This window comes from Methanosaeta sp. UBA356 (assembly GCF_002496465.1).
GTDB classification, from domain to species: domain Archaea; phylum Halobacteriota; class Methanosarcinia; order Methanotrichales; family Methanotrichaceae; genus Methanothrix; species Methanothrix soehngenii.
Genome location: NZ_DAKC01000032.1, coordinates 1 through 11629 on the forward strand (window position 1 = coordinate 1; position 11629 = coordinate 11629).

An 11629-nucleotide genomic window follows, 5' to 3' on the forward strand; every position below is an offset into this window, starting at 1 on the left:
CTATTTTTTCAGCCTCTCCAGCGCCGCCCCCACCATCAATGGCAGGGTAATTGTCGCGTCCCCGTAAACCGTCACATAGCTTGCGCTCTCCGATATCTTGCCCCAGGAGATGGCCTCGGATAGCGTTGCCCCGGACAAGCCTCCGTTCTCTGGGGTATCCGTGGTGAGCTGAATCGCGAGATCAAAGCTATTTGGTGTGACCAGCATGGACTGCAGGGTGAAGTTCTTGGGAACCCCACCTCCAACGATCACAACTCCCGCCCTCTCACTGTTGTAGCAGATGTCGACGATCTCCCTGATATCGGCAAATGCGTCCACAGAGAGCTTTTTCGTCTGGCTGAACATCCAAGCCTGCAGGCCTATCATGGAGTCGGGAAGAGCGGGACAGAATACGGGCACCTCCATGTCGTATGCCGAGCGCAATATTGATCGCTCGTCACTTATCCTGCTGCCCAGGATGTTCAACAATTGCCTGCCGGATATAGATTCAGCGCTTTCCGGAAAGATGCTTTGCATCAGCTCCTCGAAGGCCACGAAGTCCTCATCCCTGATGAATACATCATAGATCCGGCTCACCCCTAAAGTTCGGAGGGAGGAGTCATTCGATTCGGCACATCCCAGGGTGTGGCAGCTAAAGGACTCTATTATGTCATGCACCAGGTTTGCTCCAGTTGTCACCAGCACATCCACATGGCCACCCCGAATCAGATCTGAGACCACATGCCTCATCCCTGCCGGGACCATCGCACCCGATAGGGTTAGAAATTTTGTAAAATCTCCAGAAAGCATCCTTTCGTATATGTCCGCTGCCTGGGCCAGCCTTCTGGCTCCAAAGCCACATTGGCTCCATCCCCTGACCAGAGCATCTATGCTCATCCCCGGCTCGATCTTTAGCTGATGTACTGCATCCATTTTATTCACCTTAATGATGATAATGCTTGCCAAATAGTCCTGGAAAATTGTGATTGAACTTGTGCAACGCGAAATTTTTTCTCATAAACCTTTTATACCAGGCCTTATGTTTAGCTTTTACGGAGGATAAACAATGGCCGGCGAACCGATGGCAGTGGTTTATTATATACCACTTATTATATTTTTGATAATGGGAGCTATAGTGCCCATTGCGGCTCTGGCAGCTATTAAAATCATAGCGCCGAATAAACCTAGCCGCCAAAAGCTATCGATATACGAAGGAGGGCTGAAACCAATCCGCGACGCCAAGATCCAGTATAGCGTTCAATATTACCTTTTCGCAATCGTTTTTGTGATATTCGATGTTGAGGTTTTGTTCTTATACCCCTGGATCTATGTCTACGCGAACGAAGCCATGCAAAAGTTCATGGTCTTCGGATCAATGAATATTGCCGTCTTCGAGATGCTCCTATTCATCATTGTATTGCTGGTTGGACTGATTTATGCAATCAAGAAGGAGGCTTTGCGTTGGGTATAAGCGATGTCATACCCGTGCCTGTATGTATCGATGAGGAGATTGAGAAGTGGACTATATTCGGCCAGCCCGTCACTGAGGTCTGGTTCACCACCACTGAGAAGATCCATGAGATCATCCAGATGGGGCCCATCAAGAATATCTTCAACTGGGGCAGAAAGAATTCGGTATACTTTTTGATGCAGCCTATGGGCTGCTGTGGTGTGGAGATGTTCGTCTTCGGAGCTGCACCCTATGACAGCGACCGGTTTGGATGCATTCCGAGAAACACCCCCCGACAGACGGATGTGATGATCATCTCCGGTTACTTGACCCGGAAGTACCTGCCGGTCTTCAAGAACCTGTGGGAGAACATGCCTGAGCCCAAGTGGTGCATAGCCATTGGTGAATGCGCTATATCCGGCGGGCCGTTCTATGATTCCTACAACATCATCCAGAACACAGGCGACTATTTCCCCATTGATGTCTACATCCCCGGATGTCCGCCACGCCCTGAGCAGTTCCTTGAGGGGCTCATGAATCTCCAGGAAAAGATCAAGCAGCGTAAGGACTTGCGAGACTATTAAGGAGGGATCTTTTCTTGACAAATGCAAGCGAGGTCTTAAGCTCGATCCAGTCCGCCTTCCCTGCAGCGGTATCAGACGGCAAAGTGGAGTCGGATGACAGGTTATGGGTCACAGTTGACTCCAAGAAGATCCGGGATGTATGCAAATACATGACCGATAAGCTCGGTTTCGACCACTACGCAGGTTCAGCAGGGGTCGACTGGATCGCCAGAAATGAGATGGAGGTCGTCGAGATCATGGCCAGCTATGGAATTCATAATGTAGTGGCCATGCTGAAGGTTAAAACGCCACGCGACAATCCATCTGTCCCTTCCCTTGTCGATATGTACTGGAATGCCAACTGGTATGAGAGAGAGACTTGGGAGATGTTTGGCATCAACTTCGAGGGGCACCCAGAGCTGTATCCACTTCTCCTGTCCGATCCATTGGTTGGGGTCTGGCCCTGGAGAAAGGATTTCAAGGGCTATCCTGACCTGACCACTGGAGAGAGGGCAGTGCAGATCACCACTCCTGAGGGCTATACCGAATACCGCTTCCCCCCAACACCGGCAGAGGTCGAGGCGGGGACGGTGGTGACCGAGAGGCCCAAATATCCCACATTCCGGGAGAGAGAGGAGGCCCATATCAAATCCGATTCGGAGATGATCATGCATCTTGGGCCGCAGCATGCCATGGTTCCCGGTCCTTTCCTGCTCGATATACTGGTTGAAGGAGAGAGGGTCAAGAAGGCCTTCCTCGATCTGGGCTATATCCACAAGGGCATCGAGAAGATCATGGAGAACAGAAGTTGGCTCCAGGGGATAACCTATACCGACAGGATGTGCTACGTCGCGGCCCTGAGCAACAACGAGTGCTACTGCGGAGCAGTGGAGAGGCTTTTGGGCCTGGAAGTACCCCTGAGGGCTCAATACATCCGGGTCATCTTGGAGGAGCTTTCCAGAATCCAGAGCCACCTGATAGGCACTGGCGAGTTCCTGACCCTGATCGCTGGGGTGGGCTTTGCCCCCTGGCAGTACATGATCATGGATAGAGAGAAGATCATCTCTCTGATTGAGAGCGTCACCGGAGCCAGGCTGACTCATTCATTCGTCCGCTTTGGAGGGGTAAGAAACGACCTTCCAGAGGGCTTCGACGAGCAATGCCGAAAGGTCTTTCCCTACATGAAGTCCAGGATCGAGGAGTTCATTGAGCTCTTCGCCCAGGATCCCATCTACCATGCCAGGATGGAGAATATCGGCTCCATATCGCCCGAGACCGCTAAGCGCATTGGCTGCGCTGGAAGGGTGCTGAGGGCAGCGGGCGTTCCTTATGACATGAGAATTGAGGATCCCATCCTGGTCTATCCGGAGCTTGACTTCAAGGTGGTCACCGGAACCCGTGGCGATTCGGCGGACAGAATCGATTGCACTCTAAGGGAGATGCTGGAGAGCATTCATATCATAGAGCAATGTCTGGATAAAATTCCCTCCGGACCGATAAAGACCGAGGCCAAGATTCCCAAGAAGATTCCCGCAGGCGAGGCCTACTATCGGGTCGAGGACCCGCGCGGAGAGATGGGAATGTACGTCATCAGCGACGGAGGCGACAAGCCATACCGGGTGAAGGTAAGAGGGCCTTTCTATGCTACATTCCAGACTTTGACTCCGCTTCTTGAGGGAGTATACATTGCGGATGCGGTGGCAATTGCCGGAAGCATGGACGGCTGCCCATCTGAATCTGACAGGTAGGAGGGAGAGGATTTGGACGGAATAATAGATACCATCACCCAATTTGCTGCCCAGGAGCCGGCAATATTCGCCCTGATCATAGGCATAATCGGCGCAGCGGTGCTTTCTGCCGTGGTCAATGTAGGCGCAATGCTGGTGATCTGGGCAGACAGAAAGGTAATGAGCGATTTCTGCAACCGGTTCGGCCCCAACCGGGTGGGTGGCAGATGGGGTATACTTCAGCTGGGCGCTGATGCCATCAAGCTATTCACCAAAGAGGATGTCATACCTGCAGGAGTCGATAAGGGGGTCTATGTCTGGGCTCCTATTATCGCCTCTGCCGGCACCATGCTGGTGGCTGCAGCCATACCATTTGGAGCACTGCATATCGGTGGCAAAAACTATCCCCTGGTAGTCGCCAATATGGATATCAGCGCTTTTTATGTGGAAGCAGCTCTCAGCATCATGTCCATTGCCGTCTTCATGGCCGGGTACAGCTCGAACAATAAGTACTCAATCCTCGGAGCCTTCCGAGGCATTGCCAGGATGATCGCCTATGAGGTTCCAATGGGCGTTTGCGTCATATCCGTAGCGGTCATGGCCCATAGCCTCAACCTGGTGGAGATCGTAGAAAGCCAGACCGTTTGGTATGCATTTGCCCAGCCGCTGGGATTTGTCATCTTCATGATCGCCCTGGTGACTGACCTGGGAAGAGTCCCATTCGACCAGAGCGAGGCAGAAGAGGAGATCATCTGCGGCTACAGCACCGAATACAGCGGTATCAGGTGGGGTCTCCTATACTTCCAGGAGTACAATAACTTCCTCTTGGGATCCATTCTGGTCTCGCTCCTGTTCCTGGGCGGATGGCATGGACCGATTATACCCATACCCCTTCTGGACATGGTATCGCCTATGATCTGGCTGCTCATGAAGGTTATAATCGTTATTTGGTTCATAATATTGATCAGGGCTGCTCTCTTCCGTCTGAGAATAGATCAGGTGACTGACCTGGGATGGAAGTGGATGCTGCCTTTATCCATATTGAATCTGGGGTGGGCAGTAATAGTGGGCTCATACTTTGCATGAGGTGGCTGTAAGATGTTGAAGAGAAAGATGATAAAGAACTTCACCTGGCCTTTGAAGACCGCCTCGCGGGAGATAGAAGTCACCAGGCTCTATCCCGAGTTCATGATGGAGCTGCCTGATGCAGAGAGAGGGATTCATGAGCTGGATGCCACCATATGCATCGGCTGCGGCTCATGTGCTAGAGTCTGTCCCAACAGCTGCATTGAGATGGTGCACTTCAAGTTCGGAAATCCCCTCAAGAACAAGAAGATGCAGTTTCCGCAAATCGATTACGGAAGATGTATGTTCTGCGGCCTGTGCGTGGATGAATGCCCGGTCGAATGCCTCAAGATGGGAAAGAAGGTCATCATGGCTGGCTGGGAAAGAAAGGACATCGTGAAAGGTCCTGATTTCCTGGCCACCAAGAGGTTCTCAGCCAAAGAGGTAGCAGACCTGGAGGCCGAGGCAAAGAGGATTGCTGCTGAGAAGGCCGCTGCCAAGAAGGCTGCGGCAAAAGATGCTGCAGCCGCAGGCGACAAGAAGCCAGCCAAAGAGGGAGCAAATGCAGAAAAGAAGAAGGCGGTGGCCAAACCCGCAGAAGGAGGTGCTTCCTGATGTCGGAAAAAGAACCTGAAAAAAATGTGATTAGAAGCATATTCGAGCTGCTGGTGCTTTTGCTTGCCCTCGGAGTCATCTTCGGCGGACTGGCGGTGATAATATTCCTGTCCCCCTGGTCCAAGACGATATTGGACAGGCTGCTGGACTACGATATTCGCTTTGCCATAGAGCTTTTGGCATTTCTGGCCATAGCGACAATTATTGTCCTTTTATCGGCGCTGACGGTCCTGGTCAAGAATATTGTGCATAGCGCTCTTTACCTGCTGGGAACCTTTGCTGGAGTGGCTGCGCTCTACATATTCATGAATGCCCCCTTCGTGGGTGTGGCTCAGATCCTGGTTTACATTGGTGCAGTGGGAGTTTTGATACTCTTCGCTGTGATGCTCACCAGGAGGACGATTATGGAGGAGTCTCATGGCGAAATTTAAGCTCATTATACTGACTCTGGCCTTCCTTGCTGCCCTGGTGGCTTCACTTTCGGTAACCGATTGGGGACCGGTCACAGAGCACCCGCTCGGCTACGCCCCTTCGGAGGGGATGAGGCTTCCTGAGAGCGGTGTAGGAGACATAGGGTTTGAGATCTTCACCACCTATGTCTTCTCCTTTGAGGTTCTGGCCCTGGTCCTGACCGCAGCCCTGGTCGGAGCGATCTGGGTGGCAAGAAAGGAGAACGCCTAGGGAGGGCGACAAAGAATGACAAGGAGGGAAGTTTACCGATGATACCGTTGGAGCTTTACATATTGCTGGCATCCATCATGTTCACCATCGGCTTGTACGGCCTCATCACACAGAAGAACGGAGTCAAGCTGATGATGTGCATCGAGCTGCTGCTCAATAGCGCCAACATCAATCTTGTTGCCTTCTCAGCCTACCAGCCTAATATGAACGGGCAGGTATTCGCCCTGTTCTCCATAGCGCTGGCGGCAGCTGAAGCGGGTGTTGGATTTGCTATATTGATCGCACTATACAGGCTATACGGAACCATTGACCTGGATAACATAAACACCATGAGGTGGTAGTCTTTGTATTCCGATTTAGCTTATCTGATTGTTGGGCTGCCTGTACTGGCATTTGTGCTGTGCCTCTTCTTTGGCTGGCACCTGCCCAGAGGCGGTGGATTTATCACCGTCCTGGCGACGTTAGGCGCCTTCATTATATCCTTTGGAATATTCCAGGAGATCTATCCCGGTGATATCGTCCATCAGTCGATGCACTGGTTTGGCGATTTCAATGTGGGAATACTGATAGATCCACTGTCACTGATTATGCTGCTCATGGTGTCCCTCGTGGTCACTTTGATCCATATCTACGGCAATGGATACATGAATGGCGACCCGGGCGCAGCGAGATACTTCGCCGAGGCGGCACTGTTCTCCGCTGCTATGCTGGGACTGGTCTACGCAGATAACCTGCTTCAGCTCTTCATATTCTGGGAGCTGGTGGGACTGTGTTCCTATCTCCTGATTGGATTCTGGTACCGGAAGCCATCTGCAGCAGCCGCTGCCAAGAAAGCATTCCTCACTACCCGTGTGGGCGATGTCATGTTCCTGGCGGCCATAATTGTGCTTTACAACAACCTGGTCAACCTGAACATCACCCTCAATCCAGGAGAGTACCTTTTGCAGTTCCCGGTGATCTATGCTCATATCGCCGAGATACCGCCAGATCAGCTGACTCTCATTGCTCTGGGCCTTTTGGGTGGTGCAGTGGGCAAGTCAGGTCAGTTCCCCCTGCATGTCTGGCTTCCTGATGCCATGGAGGGTCCAACCACCGTCTCCGCCATGATCCATGCGGCCACGATGGTTACCGCCGGTGTATTCCTGGTAGCCAGGATGTTTCCCCTGTTCTATGCCGCACCTCACGGCCTGACCGCGGTAGCGGCAGTGGGAGCATTCACAGCCCTGTTCGCAGCCACCATGGGCCTGACGGCGTTTGATATCAAAAGAGTGCTGGCTTTCTCCACTGTCTCTCAGCTCGGTTTCATGATGGCCGGTCTTGGTGTGGGAGCAGCAGTGGGAGCATTTGCGGTGGGCGTTTCCATGTTCCACCTCATTGGCCACTCATTCTTCAAGGCCCTGCTCTTCCTCTGTGCCGGCTCAGTCATCCACGCCGTCAATACCAATGATATGCGTGAGATGGGCGGGGTTGGGAAGTACATGAAGTGGACCATGTACACCATGCTCATAGGCTCATTATCCCTGGCAGGATTCCCCTTATTCACGGGATTCTTCTCCAAGGATGAGATCATCATGATCGCTTATGAGTACGGCATAGCGATCAACTTCCTGCCCTACATCTTCCTCATACTGGCGGCGGTCCTGACAGCCATCTACACCTTCAGAATGTGGTTCTCCGTCTTCACGGGCAAAGAGAGATCTAACTACGGAAAGCACGAGTCTCCCTGGGTTATGCTGGGGCCGCTGGTGATTCTGGCCATATTCGCCTTCGCATTCGGCTTTGCCGCTCAGCATGACTTCTACAACTATCTGGACTCCAACTTCGAGCATTATGACATGGATTTCGTTGAGCTGGGCATCATCGGAGGCCATGCGCTTATTGAAGAGCATGGTGCTGCTGCCGAAGAGGGCGAGCATGCCTCTGCTGAGGAAGGCCATGGCGCGGCTGCTGAAGGAGAGGGAAGCCATGCGATACCATTGCACATTCAGCTACTGCCCTATATTGTGGCTTTGGGCGGCATTCTGATAGCAGCCCTGTTCTACTGGGATCGGGTCAAGAAGTTCGACCCCAGCCAGGTGACCGGGGATAAGGATCCAATCAGAAAGATGCTGCTGAAAGGCTACTACCAGCATGAGATCATGACCGGCTGGATATGTGAGGGAATAGTCTACGGCACGGCTCTGATCAGCAATACGATAGACATCAAGATCGTTGATGGCTGGCTCAACTGGCTCAGCGCCTGGGTCATGGGCTTTGCAGGTCACGTGAGAAAGGTTCAGACGGGCGTGGTGCAAAACTACGTCACTGCTTTAATGCTAGGGATAGTGGTGCTGGTGATTGCAATTGCTGCTATCAGTCTGGCAATGGAGGTGGGCCTGATATGATCTCAAACGCGCTCTCGTTGATGATACTCCTTCCCTTGCTGGGAGCGATAGTATCCTTCTTTGTGGGCACAAAGGCCAAGTTCGTGGCTCTGATCGCCTCGCTTGCACCTCTGGTGTTATCCCTGCAGATGTACATGGAGTTCGATAAGAGCTCAACTATGATGCAGTTCGTGGAGAGCTACAACTGGGTTCCATCCATCGGAGTCAAGTATACCTTGGGCGTCGATGGCATAGGATTCCCCCTGGTCCTCCTCTCCACCATAGTCACTGTACTGGTGATAATATACTCCTGGGGAGAGACAAAGAAGCCCAATCAATACTTCGCCCTGCTTCTCTTAAATGAGGTGGGAGTGCTCGGAGTGTTCACTGCACTGGACTTCTTCCTGTTCTACATCTTCTGGGAGATCGTTCTCATCCCCATGTTCTTCCTCATTGGATCATGGGGCGGACCGAGAAAGGACTATGCAGCAATCAAGTTCTTCATCTACACCCACGTGGCCAGCCTGGTGATGCTCCTGGCGATATTCGCTCTGTATTTCACCTACCAGCTGCCGGACGGATCGAGAACCTTTGATATGCTGACATTGCTGAAGGCCACCCAAAACCCGGAGATATTCCCGCCGGCCCTGCTGAACATCATCTTCGCAGGACTGCTGCTCGGGTTCCTGGTCAAGATGCCCGCATTCCCCTTCCATACCTGGCTGCCGGATGCCCACGTCGAGGCTCCGACCGCCGGCTCAGTGGTGCTTGCTGCGCTGCTGCTGAAGATGGGCGGGTACGGTCTGTTCAGGATCATAGTGCCAATGCTGCCCAGCGTTGACAAGATCTTCGTGACCATAATCGCCATCATAGCGGTGCTCTCCATCGTCTACGGAGCATTCCTGGCGCTGGCACAAAAGGACATCAAGAAGCTTGTGGCCTACTCGTCAGTTAGCCACATGGGGTTCGTAACTTTGGGAGCAGTGGCCCTGGTGCCATTATCCATTCAGGGTGCCATGTTCCAGCAGTTCTCCCACGGAATCATTACCTGCGTCCTCTTCATGTCCGCCGGCACCATTCAGCACGTTGTCGGCACCAGGATCATTGCAGACCTGGGAGGACTGGCTGATCGGATGCCCAAGTTCGCCGTTATCATGATGGCCGGGTTTATGGCCTCCTTAGGCCTGCCGGGCATGAGCGGATTTGTGGCTGAGTTCATGACACTGACCGGTGCTTATGCCACCCTTCCCGTATACGTCATGATAGTGGTCTTCCTGAGCATAGTGATCACTGCGGCCTATCATCTCTGGGCCATGCAGAAGGCCATGTTCGGACCGATTTTGAGGAAGTATATGGATGTACATGATCCGCATGCCTATGAGCTGTTCAGTATGAGCATGATCATTCTGCTCACTCTGCTCTTCGGCCTGCAGCCCGGTCTTATGACTGACATGATGGGCACAGCAGCAAACCAGCTATTGCAGCCGGTTGTAACCTTATCTGAGATGGGGGTGATCTGAAGTGGACTTTTCTCACTACGCACCCCTCTGGGGAGAGGCGTTATTGACGGCACTGGCAGTGCTTATACTGCTGCTGGGGGCCATGATGAAGAACAGTGGAAAACTTCCAGGCTATCTGAGCCTGGCCGGGCTGGTCGCAGCCCTGGGGCTGGTGGCAAGCAATCTCTTTATTGCCCCCACCCTGTTCTTCTTTGATACCATATCGGTAGATGCCCTGTCCCAGTTCTTCAAGGCGGTCTTCCTGATTGTGTCCTTGCTGGTAGTGATAGCATCGCTATCCAAGTACACGGGAAAGGGCTCAGACGAGTTCTTCGCTCTGCTCCTCTTGGCCACTGTGGGCATGATGATAGTCTCCAGCTCGGTAGATCTGGTGACTCTGTTCGTGGGCTTCGAGCTGGCCAGTCTGTCCACCTATGCCATGGCGGCGTTTGACAAGACGAAGAAGAACCTGGAGGCGGCCATGAAGTACTTCATCTATGGCTCTGTCTCCTCGGCGTTCATGCTCTTCGGCTTCTCATTGCTCTACGGCATGACCGGATCGACTAGGCTGGCAGACGTCGCAGCAGCATCTGTAGAATCATTCGGTGCAGCGACATTGGTCGCCCTGCTATTCGTCATCGCCGGGTTTGCCTTCAAGATGGCTCTGGTGCCATTCCATATGTGGGCTCCCGATACCTACGAGGGAGCACCGGCCCTGGTCTCGGCGCTGCTTGCCGCAGGTTCCAAGAAGATGGGATTTGCCGCGGCCTTCAGGGTTCTCCTGATCGCCCTGGTGGCCATGAGGGTGGAGTGGTATCTTGCTTTCGCCATACTGGCAGCAGTAACCATGACCCTCGGAAACCTGGCCGCTTGCTGGCAAAATAATGTCAGGCGCATACTGGCATACTCCTCAATCGCCCAGGCGGGCTATATTGCCATCGCATTTGTGGTGGTAGGTGCAGCCTACGGTGATGCCCCGGTCAATGTGCTGAACCTGGGAATGTTCCCCGCGGATCAGCTGGGCATTGCTGGAGCCTTGCTCCTGATACTCGGTCATGCCCTGATGAAGACCGGAGCCTTCATCGGCTCAGCTCAGGTGGCCTCGATGGTCTCCAAAAGCGATGCAGAAGATCCGGATGATATATCCAACTATGCAGGTCTCGCAAGCAGGGCGCCGGTCACGGCGTTTTGTATGCTGATTTTCATGTTCGCCCTGGCGGGAATTCCGCCCACGGCAGGATATATCGGCAAGTTCGTGCTCTTCAGCTCGGCCATCTACTCCGGCCTGGTATGGCTAGCGGTTTTAGCCATCCTGAACAGCGCTCTCTCCCTGGTGTACTACCTGAGGATCATCAGCTACATGTATCTGAAGGAGCCCGCCGGGCCGAAGATCGCTGAGTCGAAGGGATATATGGCGGCACTGGTTCTGACCATGCTAGGAGTCGTCTATATCGGTGTATTCCCCGATCAGTTCATCAACTGGGCACTGCAGGCAGCAACAGTACTGCTGCCTCAGTAATTTCTTTTTTATCTCATAGCAAGAAACGATTCAAGTTCGCCTTTTCGGGAATACCGCTCCTCCGCAGGATAGATCGGCAAGGTCGCGGCTTTAGGCTTGGCCATATGCTCCGGGCTGGCAGCAATTTTTCTCCTGCCTGCTTATTCCTCTTTTTTTTGTTTCGCTATT

General features: G+C 53.0%; 12 protein-coding genes. 11 read left to right on the forward strand and 1 reads right to left on the reverse strand.

The features are described 5' to 3' along the window. Positions 1-912: a deoxyhypusine synthase gene (locus BP727_RS02300; RefSeq protein ID WP_276836714.1), complete on the reverse strand. Its 912-nt coding sequence runs from the start codon at positions 910-912 to the stop codon at positions 1-3. A 133-nt stretch (positions 913-1045) separates the two neighbouring features. On the opposite strand from BP727_RS02300, the gene BP727_RS02305 reads away from it, so the two are divergent. From BP727_RS02305 to BP727_RS02355, 11 genes are read left to right on the forward strand one after another with little or no spacing between them, the layout of a single operon-like run. Then, the gene (locus BP727_RS02305; protein ID WP_013720401.1) at positions 1046-1450 is read left to right on the forward strand and encodes an NADH-quinone oxidoreductase subunit A; all 405 of its coding nucleotides are present in this window, start codon (positions 1046-1048) and stop codon (positions 1448-1450) included. After that, positions 1441-2013, forward strand: coding sequence for an NADH-quinone oxidoreductase subunit B (locus BP727_RS02310; RefSeq protein ID WP_013720402.1), 573 nt, complete (start codon positions 1441-1443; stop codon positions 2011-2013). Before BP727_RS02305 ends, BP727_RS02310 begins: the two co-directional genes overlap by 10 nt. Positions 2014-2027: 14 nt before the next feature. Next, positions 2028-3740 carry a F420H2 dehydrogenase subunit FpoD gene (gene fpoD, locus BP727_RS02315; protein WP_286857197.1) on the forward strand — a complete coding sequence of 571 codons (1713 nt, stop codon included), beginning with the start codon at positions 2028-2030 and terminating at the stop codon, positions 3738-3740. Between the two features lie 12 nt (positions 3741-3752). After that, on the forward strand, positions 3753-4805 hold the full coding sequence (gene fpoH, locus BP727_RS02320; protein ID WP_013720404.1) for a F420H2 dehydrogenase subunit FpoH: 1053 nt from the start codon (positions 3753-3755) through the stop codon (positions 4803-4805). Between the two features lie 12 nt (positions 4806-4817). After that, positions 4818-5399, forward strand: coding sequence for a 4Fe-4S binding protein (locus BP727_RS02325; RefSeq protein WP_013720405.1), 582 nt, complete (start codon positions 4818-4820; stop codon positions 5397-5399). Beyond that, positions 5399-5830 carry an NADH-quinone oxidoreductase subunit J gene (locus BP727_RS02330; protein WP_157863829.1) on the forward strand — a complete coding sequence of 144 codons (432 nt, stop codon included), beginning with the start codon at positions 5399-5401 and terminating at the stop codon, positions 5828-5830. Before BP727_RS02325 ends, BP727_RS02330 begins: the two co-directional genes overlap by 1 nt. Then, a complete protein-coding gene (locus BP727_RS02335) occupies positions 5817-6080 on the forward strand; it encodes an NADH-quinone oxidoreductase subunit J (protein WP_048132505.1) in 264 nt (87 codons plus the stop codon). Before BP727_RS02330 ends, BP727_RS02335 begins: the two co-directional genes overlap by 14 nt. 38 nt (positions 6081-6118) lie before the next feature. Then, a complete protein-coding gene (fpoK, locus tag BP727_RS02340; protein ID WP_013720406.1) occupies positions 6119-6421 on the forward strand; it encodes a F420H2 dehydrogenase subunit FpoK in 303 nt (100 codons plus the stop codon). Positions 6422-6424: 3 nt separating this feature from the next. Next, positions 6425-8464 (forward strand): NADH-quinone oxidoreductase subunit L, encoded by a 2040-nt coding sequence (gene nuoL / locus BP727_RS02345; protein WP_013720407.1) that lies wholly within the window; start codon positions 6425-6427, stop codon positions 8462-8464. Continuing rightward, positions 8461-9963 carry a complex I subunit 4 family protein gene (locus BP727_RS02350; RefSeq protein ID WP_013720408.1) on the forward strand — a complete coding sequence of 501 codons (1503 nt, stop codon included), beginning with the start codon at positions 8461-8463 and terminating at the stop codon, positions 9961-9963. Before nuoL ends, BP727_RS02350 begins: the two co-directional genes overlap by 4 nt. 1 nt (position 9964) lies before the next feature. Next, positions 9965-11461 carry an NADH-quinone oxidoreductase subunit N gene (locus tag BP727_RS02355; RefSeq protein ID WP_013720409.1) on the forward strand — a complete coding sequence of 499 codons (1497 nt, stop codon included), beginning with the start codon at positions 9965-9967 and terminating at the stop codon, positions 11459-11461. Positions 11462-11629 lie beyond the last annotated feature (168 nt).

What these genes read in the sequence shown, in the direction of transcription:
- BP727_RS02335 (WP_048132505.1), top strand. Translation starts at nt 5,817, where the DNA reads ATGGCGAAATTTAAGCTCATTATACTGACTCTGGCCTTCCTTGCTGCC.
- BP727_RS02325 (WP_013720405.1), top strand. Translation starts at nt 4,818, where the DNA reads ATGTTGAAGAGAAAGATGATAAAGAACTTCACCTGGCCTTTGAAGACC.
- fpoK (WP_013720406.1), top strand. Translation starts at nt 6,119, where the DNA reads ATGATACCGTTGGAGCTTTACATATTGCTGGCATCCATCATGTTCACC.
- BP727_RS02305 (WP_013720401.1), top strand. Translation starts at nt 1,046, where the DNA reads ATGGCCGGCGAACCGATGGCAGTGGTTTATTATATACCACTTATTATA.
- BP727_RS02350 (WP_013720408.1), top strand. Translation starts at nt 8,461, where the DNA reads ATGATCTCAAACGCGCTCTCGTTGATGATACTCCTTCCCTTGCTGGGA.
- BP727_RS02300 (WP_276836714.1), bottom strand. Translation starts at nt 912, where the DNA reads ATGGATGCAGTACATCAGCTAAAGATCGAGCCGGGGATGAGCATAGAT.
- BP727_RS02330 (WP_157863829.1), top strand. Translation starts at nt 5,399, where the DNA reads ATGTCGGAAAAAGAACCTGAAAAAAATGTGATTAGAAGCATATTCGAG.